Origin of the sequence: Serratia symbiotica, from assembly GCF_000821185.2 — a bacterium.
Classification (GTDB): Bacteria; Pseudomonadota; Gammaproteobacteria; order Enterobacterales; family Enterobacteriaceae; genus Serratia; species Serratia symbiotica.
The window spans coordinates 673,037-693,266 of sequence record NZ_CP050855.1; the positions used below are offsets into that span (position 1 = coordinate 673,037).

General features: G+C 53.5%; 13 protein-coding genes and 4 pseudogenes. 9 read left to right on the forward strand and 8 right to left on the reverse strand.

The genetic code is table 11. The annotated features are described in order from the left end of the window. Positions 1-36 precede the first annotated feature (36 nt). Positions 37-381 (reverse strand): hypothetical protein, encoded by a 345-nt coding sequence (locus SYMBAF_RS17510; protein WP_040263134.1) that lies wholly within the window; start codon positions 379-381, stop codon positions 37-39. Here SYMBAF_RS17510 and SYMBAF_RS17515 point away from each other — a divergent pair. Continuing rightward, positions 331-579 (forward strand): annotated as a pseudogene (locus tag SYMBAF_RS17515) (HipA domain-containing protein); the annotation flags it as partial. The gene SYMBAF_RS17510 and the pseudogene SYMBAF_RS17515 sit on opposite strands and share 51 nt — an antisense overlap. 103 nt (positions 580-682) lie before the next feature. Here the strand turns inward: SYMBAF_RS17515 and SYMBAF_RS03440 are convergent. Then, complete coding sequence (locus SYMBAF_RS03440) at positions 683-1,357, reverse strand: YtjB family periplasmic protein (RefSeq protein WP_040263129.1); 675 nt, start codon at positions 1,355-1,357, stop codon at positions 683-685. A 119-nt stretch (positions 1,358-1,476) separates the two neighbouring features. Between SYMBAF_RS03440 and serB the strand changes: the two genes are divergently transcribed. The 4 genes from serB to SYMBAF_RS03460 all read left to right on the forward strand — a co-directional run bounded on the left by serB (position 1,477) and on the right by SYMBAF_RS03460 (position 6,920). Further along, the gene (gene serB / locus SYMBAF_RS03445; protein WP_040263127.1) at positions 1,477-2,454 is read left to right on the forward strand and encodes a phosphoserine phosphatase; all 978 of its coding nucleotides are present in this window, start codon (positions 1,477-1,479) and stop codon (positions 2,452-2,454) included. Between the two features lie 20 nt (positions 2,455-2,474). Then, entirely contained in the window at positions 2,475-3,860 is a 1,386-nt protein-coding gene (gene radA, locus SYMBAF_RS03450) for a DNA repair protein RadA (protein ID WP_040263125.1), read from the forward strand. 245 nt (positions 3,861-4,105) lie between these two features. Then, positions 4,106-5,356, forward strand: a complete 1,251-nt coding sequence (nadR, locus tag SYMBAF_RS03455; protein ID WP_040263123.1) for a multifunctional transcriptional regulator/nicotinamide-nucleotide adenylyltransferase/ribosylnicotinamide kinase NadR — start codon at positions 4,106-4,108, stop codon at positions 5,354-5,356. A 118-nt stretch (positions 5,357-5,474) separates the two neighbouring features. Beyond that, positions 5,475-6,920: a glycosyltransferase family 39 protein gene (locus tag SYMBAF_RS03460; RefSeq protein WP_160743759.1), complete on the forward strand. Its 1,446-nt coding sequence runs from the start codon at positions 5,475-5,477 to the stop codon at positions 6,918-6,920. Between the two features lie 153 nt (positions 6,921-7,073). Here the strand turns inward: SYMBAF_RS03460 and SYMBAF_RS03465 are convergent. Both SYMBAF_RS03465 and SYMBAF_RS03470 read right to left on the reverse strand, forming a co-directional pair. After that, a pseudogene (locus tag SYMBAF_RS03465) lies at positions 7,074-7,459 on the reverse strand (IS1 family transposase); the annotation flags it as partial. A gap of 117 nt (positions 7,460-7,576) precedes the next feature. Beyond that, a pseudogene (locus tag SYMBAF_RS03470) lies at positions 7,577-7,711 on the reverse strand (IS110 family transposase); the annotation flags it as partial. 825 nt (positions 7,712-8,536) lie between these two features. On the opposite strand from SYMBAF_RS03470, the gene pagP reads away from it, so the two are divergent. From pagP to ppnP, 4 genes and pseudogenes are all read left to right on the forward strand, one after another. Continuing rightward, positions 8,537-9,130: a lipid IV(A) palmitoyltransferase PagP gene (gene pagP, locus SYMBAF_RS03475; protein ID WP_173424331.1), complete on the forward strand. Its 594-nt coding sequence runs from the start codon at positions 8,537-8,539 to the stop codon at positions 9,128-9,130. Between the two features lie 668 nt (positions 9,131-9,798). Further along, positions 9,799-10,323, forward strand: coding sequence for a shikimate kinase AroL (gene aroL, locus SYMBAF_RS03480; protein WP_040263119.1), 525 nt, complete (start codon positions 9,799-9,801; stop codon positions 10,321-10,323). 345 nt (positions 10,324-10,668) lie between these two features. Beyond that, positions 10,669-11,635, forward strand: a pseudogene (locus SYMBAF_RS03485) (IS630 family transposase). Between the two features lie 1,341 nt (positions 11,636-12,976). Beyond that, the gene (gene ppnP, locus SYMBAF_RS03490; protein ID WP_040263115.1) at positions 12,977-13,267 is read left to right on the forward strand and encodes a pyrimidine/purine nucleoside phosphorylase; all 291 of its coding nucleotides are present in this window, start codon (positions 12,977-12,979) and stop codon (positions 13,265-13,267) included. A gap of 75 nt (positions 13,268-13,342) precedes the next feature. On the opposite strand, the gene rdgC is transcribed toward ppnP, so the two are convergent. From rdgC to sbcD, 4 genes are all read right to left on the reverse strand, one after another. Beyond that, complete coding sequence (gene rdgC / locus SYMBAF_RS03495; protein WP_040263113.1) at positions 13,343-14,254, reverse strand: recombination-associated protein RdgC; 912 nt, start codon at positions 14,252-14,254, stop codon at positions 13,343-13,345. A gap of 302 nt (positions 14,255-14,556) precedes the next feature. After that, positions 14,557-15,390 carry a BglG family transcription antiterminator LicT gene (gene licT / locus SYMBAF_RS03500; RefSeq protein WP_040263111.1) on the reverse strand — a complete coding sequence of 278 codons (834 nt, stop codon included), beginning with the start codon at positions 15,388-15,390 and terminating at the stop codon, positions 14,557-14,559. 334 nt (positions 15,391-15,724) lie between these two features. After that, complete coding sequence (gene sbcC / locus SYMBAF_RS03505; RefSeq protein WP_040263109.1) at positions 15,725-18,976, reverse strand: exonuclease subunit SbcC; 3,252 nt, start codon at positions 18,974-18,976, stop codon at positions 15,725-15,727. Next, positions 18,973-20,208 (reverse strand): exonuclease subunit SbcD, encoded by a 1,236-nt coding sequence (sbcD, locus tag SYMBAF_RS03510; protein WP_040263107.1) that lies wholly within the window; start codon positions 20,206-20,208, stop codon positions 18,973-18,975. Before sbcD ends, sbcC begins: the two co-directional genes overlap by 4 nt. Between the last annotated feature and the right edge of the window lie 22 nt (positions 20,209-20,230).

Sequence of the window (20,230 nt, forward strand, 5' to 3'; positions counted from 1 at the left end):
AACGTCGAACAGGTTTTGCGTAGCGGCCTCGCCACGTCACACCAGCTTATCGCCGCGCTTTGCACCAGCCAGCCAACGCTGCCGCGCCGTATCCGCGCATTGGCGGGAGCGGTGCTGACGCTCGGTAAAGGCAAAGCGACGCGTTATGCGTTGCGGCGCGGGGTGGCTGGAGAGAGGCAATTTCCGCTGTATCGCGTCGAACGGCCGGGTTGCCGTGGTATCGCTGGAAACGCTGGATAGCGAATTCAGCGGCAGTGGTAGCGCAAATGGGGGACGGCGGCGCAGAGGCTGTTGCAGCAGGGCGAGATAGAACGTCATACTTGCCAGAGGATGGCATTGTACTGGGCGTTCAGCAAGTTGATAACCAATAGCGATATGCATCAGGGGAATTTGTCGTTCCTGCGCCCGGAACAGCACCCTGTGGCGATGGCCCCGTTGTACGACATGTTGCCGATGGCGTTTGCGCCGAGCGGCAACGGTAATATGCGCCGGGAAGCGGTAGCAATCAGGTTAAGCCATGAGGTTAGCGGCACCATTTGGCGGCAGGCGGAATTACTGGCGCTTGAATTTTGGCGGCGCACAGCGTTGTGCCCGCAGATCAGCGATGAATTTCGCACCATTGCCGCACAGATGTTGGCTAAGTTGCAGAAACTCAACTCTCACATTGCGCGCCTGGCCCGACTCAGCGCTTCTTCGCTTCTTCCTGCGGCTGCGACGGTTCATCGTCTTCCACCGTATCGTCTTCTTCCAACGGTGTATTGGCGGTTAGCAGGTATGGCGACTGCTGCCAGTGGCTGCGTTGGTGTTGCAGCAGGGTGCGCGCCAGAATAATACCAATCGCCAGCGCCAGCAGGATCATCAGACGCAGCAAGTTGGTGGTGTTGTCCACCTGTTTGGATTCCGTCGCCAGCACATGGGTATCGAGGGTGATGCGGATAAAGCCGATCGGGCCGTCTTTGCCGTTGATCGACTCAACTATCTGATGGTTGAAATAGCTGCCCGCGCGTTTGCCGTCGAGCGACAGGCGATCGCGTAGGTTTATCTGTTCACCGGCGAGGGAAACCAAGGTGCCGTCCAGTTGATAGACGCTGGCGTCCAGAATGCGGCTATGATCGGTAAGCTGTTTCAGGGTCGCGTTGATACGCTGATTGTCGATGTCGTTGTCCAGCAGTGGTGCCAGGCTGTATGCCACCTGCCTGGTTAACGTTTGTGCCAATTCTTCCACCTGCTCGGAACGTGCCAATTGATGGCTCAGGCTGAAATAGGAGGCACCTTGCATCAACAGCACCAGCAAAGCCAAGCAAATCAGGATAATAGCGGTACGGTGCAGGCGGAATTTCAATTTAGTGCGAGCCATGCAGATTCCTTACGCGTCTTGGATGCTTTATGTTGCCAGAACCGATGGCGATAGGATAGCTTGATGCGTCGTTTTCTCATCCAGCCACTGGGTGCGCCCCCTTAATTCAGGAGTTAAAGATGTCGAACAGTCTGACCTATTGCGATCTTCCGGCGGAGATCGCTCAATGGCCGGGTCTTCCCCTTTCCTTGAGCGGTAATGAAGTGATGCCGCTGGACTATCGGGCGGATCATACCGGGTGGTTATTGTACGGCAAAGCATTGGATAAAACGCGCATCGCTCAGTTCCAGCGCAAGCTGGGGATAGCGATGGTGATCGTCACTGCCTGGGACGTAGGGGATTATCAGGTCGTGCGTTTGGCGGGAACCCTGACACCGGGTGCCATGCTGTTGGCGGCGGAGAGCGGGCTGGACGTGGCACCGTTGGGCGAGATCCCGCACCTGCGCACGCCGGGTTTACTGGTGATGGATATGGACTCGACAGCGATCGAGATCGAGTGCATCGATGAGATAGCCAAGCTGGCGGGTGTGGGTGTGCAGGTGGAAGAAGTCACCGAACATGCGATGCGCGGCGAACTGGACTTTACCGCCAGCCTGCGTCAGCGCGTCGCTATGCTGAAGGGGGCTGATGCCAGCATCCTCAAGCAAGTGTGTGACAAACTGCCCCTGATGCCTGGGTTGACCTACCTGGTGGGTCAGTTGCACGCTATGGGCTGGCATGTGGCGATCGCCTCAGGTGGCTTCACCTATTACGCCGAATACCTGCGTGACCGGTTGAAACTGGTCGCGGTGGTGGCCAATGAGCTAGAGATGCGCGATGGCAAACTGACCGGTGAAGTGCTAGGGCCAGTGGTGGATGCGCAGTTCAAGGCTGATACGCTGGTACGGCTGGCGGAAAAGCTGGGTATTGCGCCAGCGCAAACGGTGGCCATCGGCGATGGTGCCAACGATGTGCAGATGATGCAGGTAGCGGGGCTGGGTATCGCCTACCATGCCAAACCCAACGTGTATCAACAAGCGCAGGTATCGATTCGCCATGCTGATCTGATCGGCGTGCTGTGCGTATTGAGCGGCAGCCTGAAACACCCAGTGCGCTAAACAGGCGAGTGAGGTAATACGTGGCAAAAGCAGCAAAACGGGCGTTTGTATGTAATGAGTGCGGTGCTGATTACCCGCGTTGGCAGGGGCAGTGCAGCGCCTGTCACGCCTGGAACAGTATTACTGAAGTGCGTTTGGCGGCGCTGCCTTCCTCCTCCCGCAACGAACGCCTAAGTGGCTATGCTGGCAACGCTGGCATGAGCAAAGTGCAGAAACTGTCGGACATCAGCCTAGAAGCGTTACCGCGTTTCACCACGGGCTTTCTTGAGTTTGATCGGGTACTGGGCGGTGGCGTGGTACCTGGCAGTGCCATTTTGATCGGTGGCAACCCCGGTGCGGGTAAAAGTACCTTACTGTTGCAGGTGCTGTGCAAACTGTCCGAACAGATGAAAACCCTGTACGTTACTGGCGAAGAGTCGCTACAGCAGGTAGCGATGCGCGCCCACCGTCTGGGGCTGCCGACTCGTGGTTTGAATATGCTGTCGGAAACCAGCATCGAGCAGATCTGCCTGGTCGCTGATCAGGAACAGCCGAAGCTAATGGTGATCGACTCGATCCAAGTGATGCACATGGCAGACATTCAGTCTTCGCCGGGGAGCGTGGCGCAAGTACGTGAAACTGCCGCCTATCTGACACGCTTTGCCAAAACGCGCGGCGTAGCGATCGTGATGGTCGGCCACGTCACTAAGGACGGCTCGCTAGCGGGGCCGAAGGTACTGGAACACTGCATCGACTGCTCGGTGTTGCTGGATGGCGATGCTGATTCCCGCTTCCGTACTTTGCGCAGCCATAAGAACCGCTTTGGCGCGGTCAATGAGCTAGGTGTCTTCGCCATGACCGAACAGGGTCTGCGTGAAGTCAGCAACCCCTCGGCCATTTTCCTCAGTCGCGGCGAAGCGGTGACCTCCGGCAGCTCGGTGATGGTCGTTTGGGAGGGGACCCGGCCACTACTGGTGGAGATCCAAGCGCTGGTGGATCACTCCATGCTGTCCAACCCGCGCCGGGTAGCGGTTGGGCTAGAGCAGAACCGGCTGGCGATCCTGCTGGCGGTGCTGCATCGTCACGGTGGGCTACAAATGTCCGATCAGGACGTGTTCGTCAACGTGGTCGGCGGTGTGAAGGTCACTGAGACCAGCGCCGATCTGGCACTGCTGATGTCGCTGGTGTCTAGCTTGCGCGATCGGCCATTGCCAAAGGATCTGGTGGTGTTTGGCGAAGTGGGCTTGGCGGGGGAGATCCGCCCGGTGCCGAGCGGCCAGGAGCGTATTTCCGAAGCGGCCAAACACGGCTTCAAACGCGCTATCGTGCCGCACGCCAATGTGCCTAAGAAACCGCTGACCAATATGCAGGTGTTCGGCGTGAAGAAATTGGCAGAGGCGCTGGAGGTGTTGGATGCATTTTATTAACTGCGGAATGTGCTATTTTTTATCATACTATTAACCCTAAATGATTCGGATTACAGCCAGGTGGCAACGCAGTGACAAATTGGTCGGGAACCGATTTGAACCGCGCTTACGCTGTGTCGCAGGCTGCATCTCAGGGATGAAGTTCATTAATCCCCAGGCGCTGACATCGTTAAGTGACTGGTGGGGAGCGAAGAAAGCCAACGTCCATGCAACCTGAAGTATGGCGGGCATAAACAGGGGGGCATATGCTGCAGTTTGACTACCTAAAGGCCGCCATTAAACAGAAAGGCTGTACTCTGCATCAGGTGGCGGATGCTAGCGACATGACCAAAGGTTATCTTAGCCAACTGTTGAACGGTAAAATCAAAAGTCCAAGCGCCCAAAAACTGCAAGCGCTGCACCGCTTTCTGGGGTTGGAATACCCACGGCGGGAAAAAAAAATTGGCGTAGTGTTTGGTAAATTTTACCCGCTACACACCGGCCATATTTACCTGATCCAACGTGCTTGCAGCCAAGTGGATGAATTGCACGTTATGCTGTGCCACGACGAACCGCGCGATCGCGCACTGTTTGAAAACAGCTCAATGTCGCAACAGCCCACGGTCAGTGATCGCTTGCGCTGGTTATTGCAGACCTTCAAATATCAGAAAAACATCCATATTCACTCATTCGGTGAACAGGGGATTGAGCCTTATCCTCACGGCTGGGATCTGTGGAGTAACGCCATAAAAGCCTTTATGGCTGAGAAGGGCATAGTGCCGAGCTTTATCTACTCCAGCGAATTACAGGATGCCCCGTGTTACCGCAAGTATTTGGGTATTGAAACCATTCTTATCGATCCTGAGCGTTCATTTATGAACATCAGCGGTAGCCAAATCCGCCAAGATCCGTTCCGTTACTGGGATTACATCCCAACCGAAGTCAAACCGTTCTTTGTGCGTACCGTGGCGATCCTCGGCGGTGAATCGAGCGGCAAATCGACCCTAGTAAATAAACTGGCGAACATTTTCAACACCACCAGCGCCTGGGAATATGGCCGCGACTATGTGTTCTCGCACCTCGGTGGTGACGAAATGGCGTTACAGTATTCCGACTATGACAAGATAGCCCTCGGCCAGGCGCAATACGTTGATTTTGCCGTGAAGTACGCCAACAAGGTCGCGTTTATCGACACCGACTTTGTCACCACCCAGGCGTTCTGTAAAAAGTATGAAGGGCGCGAGCACCCGTTCGTGCAGGCGCTGATCGACGAGTACCGCTTTGACCTGGTGATCCTGCTGGAAAACAACACCCCTTGGGTTGCGGACGGTTTGCGCAGCCTCGGCGATCCGGCAGAGCGCAAGGCGTTCCAGCACCTGTTGGAAACTATGCTGTGCGCTAATAACATCGACTATGTGCATGTTGAGTCCAGTGATTATGACAAACGTTTCCTGCGCTGTGTTGACCTGGTCAAACAACTGCTAGCGATGCCGGAACATCAACCTATCATTGGTTGAGACACCCGAGGGGCTATCACAGGGGCAGAACGCTTGGCTATTTGGCACAGGGTTGAATTAACGTTCCCGCGCACTGGGCTAGGTTAATCTTTTCGTTAAAATAAAGACTGTAAGAACTATGACATATCGCCTACTCATTTTTTGGTTGCTGTGCTATGCGGCAATTTGGACGCTGCTGACTGTGCAGCTCGATCCTACCCTGCCTTATGACGCCGTCGAAGCCTATAACTGGGGGGGCAATGCCGAATGGGGATCACCGAAAAATCCGTGGTTGGTGGGGGCGGCGATGCGCCCGGCAATCTGGCTACCCGAATTGCCGCTGAATATCTATTGGTACGGCGGACATTTTTTGGCTATCGCCATCGGTATGCTGGGTGTATGGGTGCTGGCGCGGCGGCTTAGCGGTAGCACTCAGTTGGCCTGGTTGGCGCTACTGACGCTTAACCTATCCGGTATCATCAATTTCGACATCATTCCCTATAACGACAACTATCTACTGGTCATGCTGTGGCCGTGGATGATGCTGTTCTTTCACCTGGCGATAACCCGTTCCACCAGTTGGTGGTTGGCCTTTGCTCTGGCCGCTGGTCTGGCGATGATGGCGAAATATTCAACCTTCGCCTTGGTGTTCTTTATTGTGCTGGCGACACTGCTTGTGCCGTCTATCCGCCGTTGCTACCGCCAGCCGCAGTTTTATCTAGCGGTAGCTGTCTGGCTGGCGTTGGTACTGCCGAACCTGTACTGGCTATGGCAGCATGATTTCGCCGCCTTCAAGTGGGTCGATTCGCAAACCAGGATGCAGCTCAACTTCGCCATACTGCTATCGCTGCTATTGGTGTTTTATCCATTGTTTTTCCTATGGTTTATCCTGCGGTGGGCAGGAGCGGTGTTGGCCTGGCCGCGCGATTTACCGCTGCGGGTGTTGCTATGGGTCTATCTATTGCCGTTAGGCATCATCGCCTGCTGGTTCTCTTTCCACGTGGGGGGTCGGTTGACCGAGTGGTTGCAGCCGTTCCTCATATTGGCACCGGCGCTGTTGGTCGGTTGCGTGCGCCAACCGCCGACCCGCTCATTACGCCGGGCAATGATTGGGCTGTTGTGCATCGCGCTGGCCACCTGCCTGGGGTATGCCGTGGTGATGCTAGCCAACGTGCGCAATGCCGGGCAGAAGATGGTTGGCATTAAAGCGTTCAGCACTGGGATTGAGCAGCGCTGGCAGCAACGCTACGGAACAGAGCTACGTTATGTCGGTGGTGCCTACTTATCACAGTGGATGATGGTATACGCCAATTCCCATCCGCAAACTATTACGCGCTGGAGCAATCTTGCGCGGCCGAATATCTATAACGCTCAGATCAGCTTTTCGCAGATTGTCCAGCACGGCGCGGTGCTATTTGGCCAACTAGGGGAAGATTGTGCGCAGACCAATTTTGGTGGGGTGTTGAATGACTGGCCGCTGATGCGCATCGATAGCCAGCAAAACCTACCGTTCCAGGCGGATCCGCAGGCTAGCGTACACATGCTGTGTGTGGCATTTGTTCGGCCGCAGTTCAAGGAGCGGTAAAGCTTGCAAATAAGACGCCAGGCTATGACGGGTAGATGAATTAGGGGAGCTAACTGATCCTGTATATATTCGCGTATAACTGCCGCCGTAATTTGTATTAAAGGTGATCGCTCAGGCGACCACCGAACTCGCTAATAGAACGACTTATCGCCAGCCGCCCGCTTTGGGGGAGTGCCTCCGATGTTGCGCCTTGCTGCCAACGAAGCTCCACTGTCCATCGAGTTCACAGATAAGCGCTACATCAGCGTGAGCGACAGGCGATGACGTTATCCTCTGGGACGAGAGATTTTTAAAGTCGGTATGACGGTGTTGATGCCGACTTTAAGCGTTCTGGCGGTATCACCAACCCCGGCACCGTTGAACGTCATATCGACGATGTGCTCTTTGAGTCCCGGTTTCCATGCCTGATAGGTGTAGTTGAGCTGAAAGACACACCGACAGCTCTGACAGCGCAAGCGTTCGTGTTTGGTTGGGCTGAAATCCTGTCGGTAAACATCATCGGGATCACAACGAGGGCAATGAACAGTAACAGTAGTCACAAGAATACCTTAAATAACTGGAGGAGATCACAACATCCAACCACTTAGAGGCATTACCCATTTTTCATAGATCAGCCACCGTTGATCCTAAGCAATTTGACCCTCTGTAGGGCGCGTGTAGGTAGAGAGGAAAGCAGTTAACTGTGCGCGGGTAAACTTCTTACGTAACAAGGCATGCCTATTTTTATCGGGAGCGTGGACATGAAACGAATGTTTGCCGAGGTCGATACCGATGAGCGTAACGTTTTGCATGATGATCCCCTTCAGAAAGAAAAACACCCTGCCAGCGTACCGCTCACAGGATGGGGGGGATCATCTCATTAGGGCCATTGAGCCACTGAAACGAAAAGGGTTCCAGATTAATTAGCAGATGATTTCTCACCTATCTCCTCTGGGCTGGGAGCATATCAACTTGAGCGGAGATGACGTCTGGCGCAATAACCTTAAACTGGGGTCTGGAAAATTCCGGCCATTACGCGCAGTCGATATCAATCCGTACAAAAAACAGTCTTAACCGCCTAGACGGTCACTTCTGAGAAAAGGCACTTACACAGAATGCTGTACAGGCTCGCTCTGAGCCAGATATTTATCGTAAAAGCGGCTCCGGTCATCGTCAAAGTGAAAGCAAATATTATTGTCTCATTTATCCTCACCCTACTTCAAATTGACTGAGGATGAAGGAACTCTATCCCCTCTGGTCTCTCCTGCGGCCCAGCGTTTGCTGCCTCCTGCCACGCGAATTATTTGGGGTATAAAATCAAATTAAATCACTGCCTATAAAAATCGATAAGCCAATCGATGTGGCTAAAAGGCGATACTGCCGGGTGCAGGTGCAAAGACATCGGCGGTACACCTATTCATGGAATGGGTATATTATCGCCCGTGGGGTGTCGATTTCGACTCGCGTTAGGGTCGCCAGGCGTTACGCATCAGCGCCGCATCCGGCAAAAAGTGTCACTAGGGCTAAACTTAACCAAGTAACAACGAGAGGCTGAATGCTGTTGAATAAATGAGATACGGCTTGATCTTGCTTAAATGATCGGTAAGAATCGCCGCCCATATTTTTATAGGAGATTGATGATGTTATTTCAACGGACTATTTTGATCTGTGCACTGACGCTGATATTTTCTATACTGCCTTCTTACGCTGAAGTTGGTGCAGAAAATAGCAACGCCACGCAAGCTGAAAAACCAGGTCTATGGCAGCGTTTTACTGACAACATGGCGCAGACCTGGAATAACTCGCCCAACCACGACCTATACATACCGGCTGTGATCTGGCATAACCGTTGGGCTTACGATGATGAGCATCTCAACAGGTACAATGAGCGTCCGTGGGGGGGCGGTTACGGCATTTCCCGCTTCGACAGCGATGGCGACTGGCACGGCATCTATCTGATGGCGTTTAAAGATTCGTTCAACAAGTGGGAGCCGATTGGTGGGTATGCCTATGAGAAGATTTGGCGCCCGCAGGATGACAAGGACTTTCGCCTGGGACTGGGTGTCACCGCTAGCGTTACCGCGCGCGACAACTGGCATTATATCCCTCTCCTCGCACCCTTGCCGATGGCCTCTATTAGCTATCAACAACTGACCTTCCAGGCCACTTATATTCCCGGCACCTATAACAACGGTAACGTGTTTTTCGCTTGGTTGCGCTGGCAGTTTTGATCTCTGGTAGCAACATAGCTGTGCACCAATTTACTGATCTGAATAGCCCAGGCACAGCCTAATGAGTGGTTGGTGGCGTGATTTGCTGCTTTCTCTGCGCGATGCCTCAACTATCAGATAACGTTGTCGTCATTGATGCCAGTGCTAACGCTGAAGTTGATAATCTTAATCTGATGATGACCTCGTAGCAGGCCAAAGAGAAAAGGGGGATAGCAGCCCTGTTGTCAAACGAGAGAGCGCTACCAAGCCGCCGCGCTAAACCCATCTATACTCACCCTACTTCAAGTTGCCTTGTAGTGGCACACTGACGGGGGGCTACGCCTGGGGATTCATCAACCTCATCCCTGAGGTTCAGCCTGCGGCCCTGCGCAAGCGCGGTTCCCGGCGGATTTGTCACTGCCTTGCTGCCACTCGAATTATTTAGGGTAAAACTAGACTTTATATTTTTTATAGCGGATATCAATACCCGCTATTTGCTCTTTCAGTACGGTGATCTTCTGCCTGTGCTGCTTTTACTTCGCAGGCCCTTGCTGCGTTTGCGAGTGCCTAGCGTAAAGATTGAAAAACGGGCTGATGGCGGTATGATGCAGCATCACAATGCCATCGCATGCCTTGTACGCCGCCACTGCGGTTGGCATGGCAGGCAAGTCACCGTAAAGGGATCCTGAATGACACAACCCCTGTTTCTGATAGGCGCTCGCGGGGCCGGTAAAACCACAGTAGGCAGTGCACTGGCGTTGGCATTGGGCTATCAGTTCATCGATACCGATCTGTTTATGCAGCATGCGGCGCAAATGAGCGTGGCGAAAATGGTTGAACGTGAAGGCTGGCTGGGATTCCGTCGCCGCGAAAATATCGCGCTACACACCGTGAGCCAACCCTCAACGATCATTGCTACGGGTGGCGGCATGATCCTGGCGCAAGAGAACCGCTGGTTTATGCGTCAGCATGGCACGGTGATCTATTTGCATGCCCCAGCCAGCGTATTAGCGCAGCGGCTAGAAGCCTACCCACAGGACGCACAACGGCCAACGCTGACCGGTAAGCCGATCGCGGAAGAAATGTTTGAGGTGCTGGCAGCGCGTGAAGCGCTGTATCGCGAGGCGGCGCATTACGTGATGGAGGGCACCGCTGATCCGCAGCAGGTGATAGAGCAGATCTGCGCCGTGCTGCAATACGAACGGGTAAAATAGGCGGCGCTTTTGCCATCGCGGCAACGCCGAGGGTAGATTGATCAGGTGCACCGTAAAACCCTGTCCTTCAGGGCATAGGTATCTACACATGTATCGTGATACCTGCTATGACTTTGTAGCATGATTTCAACCTATCAGTCGGCGGGATTGATGCCCGCCTCAGTTGTTGATATCAGATGCGGGTTAAGAACTTATCCCACTAAATAGCTGTTCCAAATAGTAGATCACCAGAAGGGAACTCAGTCCGATTTAAGCGATCTGATCAATCGCTGAATATCCCAAATCACCAACTGCACTGAGCAATGCCGATCACCCGACGCCGAAAGGGGTCTGATGTAAAAAACTATTCATAAAACATGTAATAAAAACCATGTCCCTAGACTCACCGCGATGTTGATGTTTCATCGTGGGGACAAGATAAGTGGCGTTGCCAAAACGCTTTGCTGCGCACGTTCATCGCTGGGACGCTGGATGAATTGGTTCACCTTTTACGGGCGGAATGTCTGACATCATTACCTTCAGGCTGTGGACGACGTTGGCCATTTGAGCATATTTGTGCGCTGTTACGTCAGTTGATTAAGCATTCGCCGGGGAATTTTGGTTATCAGCGTTCTCGCTGGAGTACTGAACTGTTAACAATAAAAATCAACGAGATAATTGGGTGCCGTTTGCATCTTTCAACCGTTGGTCGCTGGCTTCCCTCGGCTGGAATTGTCTGGCGAAGAGTGGCACCCACGCTGCGCATGCGCGACCCACACAAAGAAGAGAAAATGGTCGCTATCGCAGAAGCACTAAACGCGTGTAGCGTCGAACACCCTGTGTTTTGCCAGGATGAGATCGATATTCATCTTAATCCCCAAAATAGGTGCAGATGGGCAACTGTGTGGTGACCATAAACCTATTGTCACGCCGGGGCAACACGAAAAATATGACCTGGCCGATGCATTGCACAGTGGTACGGGAAAAGTCAGTTACGTCGGCGGCGGCAGTAAAACTCGGGGTTGTTTATCAGACGGTTAAAACATCTGAAAAGCACGTACCGGCGGGCAAAAACGATCACACTGATCGTTGATAATCATATCATCGATAAAAGTCGTGAAACGCTTCGGTGGCTGAAGAAGCACCCCAAATTTATTGTTATTTATCAATCAGTCTACTCGCCCCTGGTGAACGGTTGTGGCAGGCATTACATGACACGATAACCAAAAATCATCGCAGCCGTTCGATGTGGCAATGACTGAATAGAGTAGGCCACTTTATGAAAACGGTAAGCCCATTCCCGGGCAGGAAGCACGGTCAGGCAAACGTGTAGCGGTATTAGGATCAGCTATTTAGGCTATTTTATTTGCCATTTTGGATCTGGGCAGTGCTCACCATCCTGATGTAATCCCTGTATGCGCTGCTATGTTGTGCGCTGTCGGTGTCCAAACTGGCTGCAATATATACCCTGTCCCCACGCATATTCAGTGTGAAATGAACTGAGAAACTGGCTCATGGTAAGCAGCCGCTTTATTATCGAGTTTGGTGACCGCCTGGACGGTCACTTCTGAAAAAAGGGTTTACACAGAATTATGCACAGGATCTTTTGATATATATTATTGTAATAACATATAATTTCTAATACCCCCGAATAAACAAAAGTGCTAGCCCCGCTATTACGGGTGATTATATGTATCTGGCGTCTGGTATATTACTTCCCACCCCAAAATAAAGAGCCACACTAGAAGCCAATCCGGGGGGATGACTGACGATTAAGAATATCTGTTATAATCACACGCCGCGAATTAGCGTAATTATCTGCGCCGCTAGCCCTCCATCGGCGCATAGAATAATCGTCTTATTGCACGAATAGGCTCTCTAGCCTTGTTGGTAAACTGAACATTCCCCCCTAAGCTTGACTCTCACGTCCATCAATCCTCAGCGGAGAAAATATATCATCAATACAATGGCATGTGCCACGATCGGACGGTGCAATAGATCCCGACAGAATGGCTTTTAAATTCTATCACTTAAGCTGTGCAAACTGATCATACTCTTCAGGAGAAATAACTACGGTTATAGGCTTGCTAATTTTAACTGGTTTACGCTGAACTTTCACAGGGATAATGTTCATAAATTACCTACTGTCTATTGTGCGGTTATCGGCGATTTTCGCCATCGCACTTTTAACACTCATTACCGTAATATTTTGAATATTTAGACTACAATTAAATTCCTGAGATAATTTTTATCACAGGAAATTGACATTATTAAAATAATGTCACGGGAGTATCTAAGAATAAATAAAGTCAGTTGCTTGCATGTACACTTCTCGTTGGCACATCTTTGTCAGCTTCAATTGCCTATGCTACAGATCCTCTTTGTGATCAGGGGGAAATTTAGGTGAGATGGGTGAGGTTACGGAATGTACTAATTCGCCTGAAGCTGAAAATCAATCTGAATCTGTGTCACTTAATAAATTCACTTTTAGGGGGCTAACTTATTCCCTAAACTGTCCAACTTTATGGGGTTAGTTCATTCAGGCCGGTGAGGATGTCAATCTTTCGCACAAATACTGTGCTGCGATCGCACTTAGCGTTAAAAATCAGTGACAAATCAACCGCAATCTCTCACTATGGCGTTTCCATAAAAATGATTACGCGGGTGACAATCTATGTTGAAAGTCAATGAGTATTTTGCCGGAAAAGTGAAGTCCATCGGTTTTGACAGTAGCAGCATCGGTCTTACCAGCGTGGGGGTCATGGAAGAGGGCGAATATACTTTTAGCTCCGCCCAGCCGGAAGAAATGACGGTGATCACCGGGGCGCTGAAAGTACTGTTGCCGGGGGCACCGGATTGGCAAGTGTTTATGCCAGGTGAGAAGTTCTTCGTGCCGGGTCATAGTGAGTTCAACCTGCAAGTGGCTGATGTTACCGCCTATCTATGCCGTTATCTAAGCAAATAATTTACCGCCTGCCACCTCAATGAAAGGTTATTTTGCACAGGCTCTGTATGCAGAGCCTTATCCTGGTAGGGGGGGTTAACGCTGGGCTTCGCCGCCAAGCGCTTCGAGGGTACTTTTGATCAACGCTGCGAGTTCGCTGGTCATCAGGATAAAGTCAGCGTCAAAGCGTTGGGCGATGTCGTCACCATCGATATCGTCATTCTGCTCACGCAGGGTATCAGCGAATTTCAGGCGCTTTAGCGAGCCGTCGTCCGATAACACCAGTTGAATGCGTTCCTGCCAGTCTAACGCCAGTTTGGTCACCCGTTTGCCGGCTTCGATGTGTACCGCGATCTCATCGCTGATCAGGTTCTGTTTCTTGCAGCGGATCACGCCGCCCTCTTCCAACGTCGCTTTCAGTTCTGCTTCGTCCTGAATGACGAAACCGGCAGGCAGCTCGCCTGAGCGCACCCATTCGGTCAGCGTCAGTTCGATCGGGTTTTCCAAGGTCAATGGCACCACCGGTAGCGATCCAAGGCTCTTGCGCAGCAGAGCCAAAATATCTTCGGCGCGTTTGGCGCTGGCGGCGTCGACCATGATCAGATCGTTGACGGTATCGATCCACATAAAGGTTTGGTTGAAACGGCTGAAGGCGCGTGGCAGCAGGCTGTGCAGCACTTCGTCCTTCAACGCGTCCTTTTCGGTTTTCTTCAGCTTGCGCTGTTGTTCGCCTTCTAGGCGTTCGATCTTGGCCTGGAGCGCCTGCTTGATCACCGGCGATGGCAGGATTTTCTCTTCCTTGCGCGCGCAGATGACAATCTGGCCGTTGAGCGCATGGGTCAACGCATCGCGGTGTAAGCCCGTCGGGGAAACCCAGCCGGTTTTCGCCATGTCCTGACTACCGCATGGGGTGAAGGCAAACGCGCTGAGCTGCTTTTCCATTTCATCCGCATTTAGCGCCACTTCACGGCTTAAACGGTAAACCATCAAATTTTTAAACCACAGCATAATATTATCCCAGGCTGAGCGTGCGTTTGGCACGCTGATTCGTCAAAATCAGGGCGGCAATGATACCCAATTGACGATGAAAAATCGCCTTATTACCGTGCCGACGCATGTTAATGCGCCCGTTGAGGGGGATCCATGCCGCAGACCACCTAACGCTAAAAGCCTATCCCATAGGCTATTTTATTTGCCATTTTGGCTCTGGGCAGCGCTCACCCTCCTCACGGACTCCCTGTACGCTGTGGTCGTTGCGTGCTGTCGGTATGCAAACTGGCGGCAACATTGTACGCCTACTGGAATAGGCGTTAATTCTTGCTGCGCACCTGCTCAATATGAATGGTCAGGAACATTATCTCTTCGGTGGTCAATTGATGCTGATAATTTTTCTCGATGTGCTGGTTAATTTTGCCCGCGCAGATGAATGACGCGGGGTATTGCTCTTTTACCGCCTGATAAAGTGAATCGTCGTTGCTGTCGATGTCGTTTTTCCCCAGCAGGCGTTGGGCGAAGAACTTCAAATGGGTGACAAACCGATGATAACTTAGCGCTTCTTCATTGTAATCCAAACAGAAATGGTATTTGACGATATTGAGTATTTCTTGCATCACGCGGGTGATGTGCAGAGTGTTGTGCATTTCGTCATTGAGTTGGGCGTTGACAAAATGCAGAGCGATAAAGCCAGCCTCGTCCTCCGGCAGGGTGGCTTCCAGCCGTTGGGCTATCAGCGTCAGGGCTTGCAGCCCAACGGCGAACTCGGCCGGATAGAGTTTTTTAATCTCCCACAGCAGCGCGTTCTTGATATCCAAACCCTGTGCATGGCGTTGCAATGCAAAATGGATATGGTCAGTCAATGTGATGTAGATGATGTTGTGCAGTTCCCCCGGCAGGTGCTGACGAGCGAGGGTGATGATCTGGTCGGCTGTGGTGACGCAAGCCAACGGAATTTCTGCCAGCAGTGCTTTATAACGCTCGGATAACTCGCTGTTGTTAAGGGTAAACACCTTTTCGATCAGGCTTTCGTCCAGCCTATCGCCAGCTTTTTTTTTAAAGCCGATGCCACAGCCCATCACTACCTTCTCTTTCTGATGCTCGTCCAGCGTAATCACGACGTTATTATTGAGTATTTTAGCGATTTTCATGGTTATTCCCGGATGTTTCAGCGTGCTGAAAACAAAAAAATCAGCGCCCAGACGTGGATCTGAGCCTCAGATTTTGCCTGTAGCGAATAGCCACTATTCTTAGTGGATTGCACGTTGCGGCTAGGTGGCAAGCCCGATGAGACACCCGCTGCTTAGTTAGACAGTCGCTAGGGAAACGCTAGGCCAAAACACAGCAAGGTGAAAGATGAAAGGCGTACAGTACAATCCTGTTTATTGAGACATGATAACCCTTGCAGATGGCGGCTCAATGCCTTTCACAGCAGACTGCTACCATGGTCACATTTCTCCCCCGCTGCCAGATGGCCGGGCCGAATTATTCCAGGCGAAACTGTGGCTCCAGCCGACTGATGCCCAGACCGTTGTTTTTTTTCACCTTGATCTGTACCGGGATGCGCTCTTGCATCGCCGCAATGTGGCTGATCACGCCGATGGTTTTTCCGCAAGCATTCAGGCTGTCCAGCGCATCCAACGCGGTGTCGAGGGTTTCGGTATCCAGCGTGCCAAAACCCTCATCCAGGAACAGCGAGTCGATGCTGGTTTTGTGGCTCACCAGATCGGAAAGTGCCAGCGCCAGCGCCAGACTCACCAGGAAGCTCTCGCCACCGGACAGGGTACGGGTGTCGCGCAGCGCATCCGCCTGCCAGGTGTCTACCACTTGTAGCTCCAACACTTCACTGGCTTTTCGTTGTAGCAGATAGCGCCCGTGCAGCCGGCCAAGCTGGTTATTGGCCAGGTAAACCAGATGATCGAGTGTCAACCCTTGGGCGAAGCGACGAAATTTGTCGCCACTTTGCGAGCCGATCAACTGATTAAGCTGGCTCCAGTCATGGTACTGCTGCTGGCTTTGGTTGATTTGCTCAAACAACGATTGCTGATTGAGGTGCCGAGCGGCGTCGCTTTCCAGTTGGTTACGCACTTCCCCCTGCTGCTGTTGCAGCGCCTTCAACTGTTGCGCTAACTCGGCCAGAGACTGGCTGAGCGCCTCGGCGTCGCTGCGGACTTCATCCACTCCCTCAGGGCGGGTTTGTCGATACAGCTCCAGCGTTTGCGTGGCTTGCGCCAGCAGGGCGCTGGCTTCGACCCGCCGCTGCTGTAACCGCTCTTTACGCTGTTGTAACTGTTGACGCTGCGCATCATCCAGCAGGGCGCTGCTGAAGGCAAACTCGTCGGCGAATTCGCTGCTAGCCAGCGCTTGCTGCCAGGTCTGCTCCGCCTGCTGTAGCCGTTCGCTCTGCTGCTGTTGCTGTTGTTGCAGGGCGGCCAATTGACCGCTCAGGCGGTCAAGCTGCTCTTGCGCCTTTTGCCATTGCTCGGTGGCTTGCTGGTTGGCTTGCTCACGGCTTATCTGGTCAGCGCGCAGCCGCTCGCGCACTTGGGCCACCTGCTGTTCGCCGAATAACGCCAGCCGCTGGGCGCGTTGTTCACCCAGGATTTTCTCACCGTCCTGCCACTGTTGCTGTAGGCGCTGCTGTTGCTGCAGGCTTTCTGCATGGTTTTTTTTCGACAGCATATAACGTTCATCCAGCCGTGCCTGCTGCTGTTGCGCTTGCTGTTGTTCATTTTGCAGTGCGGCCAATCGATCTTTGGCCTGTTGCACTGTGCGTGCCGCTTGTTGGTGCTGTAGCAACCACTGTTGCCCCTGGCGCTCTTCTTCGTCGCAGGCGCTAAGCCAACTATTCAGCCGTTCGGCGTCTGACAGGGTAACATCGAGCGCCAGCAGTGCGCTGAGCTGTTGCCATTGCTGCTGTTGGTCGGCCAGTTGTTGTTCAGTCTGCGTTATCGCCTGCTGCTGGCGTTGTTGCTGTTCGCCCAGGCTGGCGACGCGTGTGTTCAGCTCGGTGCTGGCGGTGTAAAGCGCCTCGGATTTGGCGCGCATCTCCATCAGGCGGCGTTCAGTTTTGCAGGGCGTTACCCTTTGGTATTGGGCGATGGCCGGGTGGTCGGTAGAGCCACATAGCGGGCAGGGTGTACCGCTTTGTAGCCGTGCGCGTTCGGCCTCCAGGCTGACAATGCGCTTTTCCAACTCAACGATTGTCTCCACCTCCAGCAGCTGCGCTTGGTGTTGCTGGTACTGTTGGTGGGTGTTTTCCTGCTGCTGTTGCAGCTCGAACCACTGTGCCCGGCCGTTGGCATGCTCCTTGCGCTGCTGTTCCAGCCGATCGAGGGTCTGGCGGTACAACACAGACAGCGTAGACAGCTGTTGGCGCGCCGGGCGCAGATCCGCCAGCGTCGCCATGCGTTGGTACAAGGCAGCTTGTGGCGAGGCTATTTCCAGTGCCTGCTGTCGCTGTTGCTCAGTGGTCAGTTCTCCGGTAAGTGCATCCAACCGTTGCTGATACTGAGTGGTTTGCGCCGTCAGTTGCCTGCGTTCGGCATTGAGCTGCTCTAACGCCGTTTGCTGCTGTGCGCACTGCTGGCCGGCGGTTTCGCTGGCCTGACGCCGTTCAGCTTGGGTGGCTTGCAAGTGGGCGATGTGCTGGTCGAGCGGTGTGACCTGTTCATCAATCAGCGCGAGCTGTTGCTGCATATGGTCAGCCTGCGTTTGCTGCTCAAGGCGGGATTTTTCCAGCGCCAGTTGCAGCGGCACCCTTTGCGCCCGCTGTTGCTCCTGTTGCTGTACTAACTGGTTTAGTTGCTGCTGCAAGGCTTGGTGCTCACTGCGGCAACGATCGCGCTCGTTGCGCCACGGGCGCAGCTTTTCTGCGGGTTCGCTGCGCGCCAATTGCTGCAACTGCGGCGCGGCGTCCGCCTGTTCCTGCTGTGCAGTGGAGAGTTGCCGCTGATAGGCTTGGTGTTGCCGTAGGGCTTGTTGCCACTGTTGCAGCCAACTCAGTGCTTGTTGTTGCTGCTGGGCCTGCTGATCAAGGGTGTTTTCCTGTGCGCTCAGCGCCGTCAATTGGTTTTCCAACAGCTGGCGCTGCTCATGACTCAACAGGTCGATACCCTTGGCGCACTGGTGCAATGCATCCAGATCGGCCTTGGCCTGCTTGTGTTGTTCGAACACCTGCTCCGAGAGGCGACCATAGATCTCGGTGCCAGTCAGTTCTTCCAGCAATGCGGCGCGATCATTGGCGCTGGCATTGAGGAAGGCGGCGAACTGCCCTTGAGACAGCATCATCGATTTGGTGAAACGGTCGAAATCCAACCCGGTGATGGCGGTAGTCAGTTCCAGCTTGTCGCGCACCTTGTCTGCCAGGATCTTGCCGCCCTCGCGCAGTGCTAGCTCGACCTTTGGGGGCTGCAAGTTGCCATCGGGGGCATTTTTTGCCCGCCGCTGGCTCCAAAAGGCACGGTAACCGATGCCTTTCACTGCAAATTCGACCTCTGCTAGCGATTCGGCGGTGTGGTGGGTCATGAGTTGGTTATGGCTTGGCGACACCACGAGGCGCGGCGTTTGATGATACAACGCCAGGCAGATGGCATCGAGCAGGGTGGTTTTACCTGCGCCGGTCGGCCCGGTGATAGCGAATAGCCCGTTGCTGGCGAAAGGCTCGGTGGTGAAATCAATCTTCCATTCGCCCTGTAATGAGTTGAGGTTTTTTAATCGTAGGCTAAGGATTTTCATGGGTTCGGCTCCTGGGGAAGGTGTTGTACCTCGGCGACCACCTGCTGGAACATTTGGCGCATCTGTTGCCGGCGCTCTTCGACCATCTCTGGGTGCTGCGTCAACAGCCGTTCGAAGACCTCGTTGACGCTCAGTTCGTTGAGCGTTTCTTTATCCTGCTGCTTGATCGTCTGTCGTCGCTGTTCTTTACTGCGCCGTAGCAATAGCACTTCCACTGGCAGCGTCTCTGCCATTTGCTGAATGCGGCGCTGGATGTCACTGAGGTAGTGCTGTGTGGTCACTTCGATATCCAGCCACACCGGTAAGTCACCCTGGTAATTGGCGAACTGCTGCAACTGTTGTTCTATCTGTCGCAAATCGCCCTTGATCAGTTGCATCGGCTGGAAGCAGGGGATTGCCAGCGGCGTAACCTGTTGCAGGCTACCCTCGGCGGTGAAGTCAACCATAAACACACTTTTGGCTTTGCTCAACTCATCGAAGCTGAGTGGGATCGGCGAGCCGCTATAGCGGATATGTGCCGATTTGGCCACGTTCTGCGCGCGGTGGATATGGCCCAGTGCGATGTAGTCGGCGGGGGGAAACGCCTGCGCTGGAAAGGCGTCCAGCGTACCGATATAGATATCGCGCACCGAGTCGGAGGTGGTGACACCGACGGTAGTTAGGTGGCCGGTGGCGACGATCGGTAACGGCAGGTTTAACTGGTCACGACGGGCGCAAGCTGCTCGATACAGCATCTGGTAGTGTTCGGCGATGGCCGCTTGTAGCGCCTGCTGTTTCTGTGTGCCGGATTCGTCCGCCCGACTGGTGAGTAGATCGCGTGGCCGCAGAAATGGAATGGCGCATAGCACCGCACCCGGCTGGCCATCGCGTTGCTTGAGCACCACAATTTGTCGTTCAATCTCGGTCTGCGCGTTGGCGATCACGGTAGTATTCAGGCAGGAAAGCAGTTCACGCGATTCATTGAGCATCGCCACGGAATCGTGGTTGCCGCCCAGCACCACCAACTGGCAGCCAGTGTGCTGCAGTTCCACCACAAAGCGGTTGTACAACTCGCGAGCGTAGCTGGGGGGAGAACCGGTGTCGAACAGATCCCCGGCGACGATCAGCGCATCCACCTGTTGCTGCTCGATTTGTACGATCAGCCAGCGCAGAAAAGCCTGATGCTCAGCAGCGCGGCTTTTGGTGTAAAAGTACTGACCAAGATGCCAGTCAGAAGTGTGGATCAGGCGCATGGTACTCCCAGGGCGATAAGGT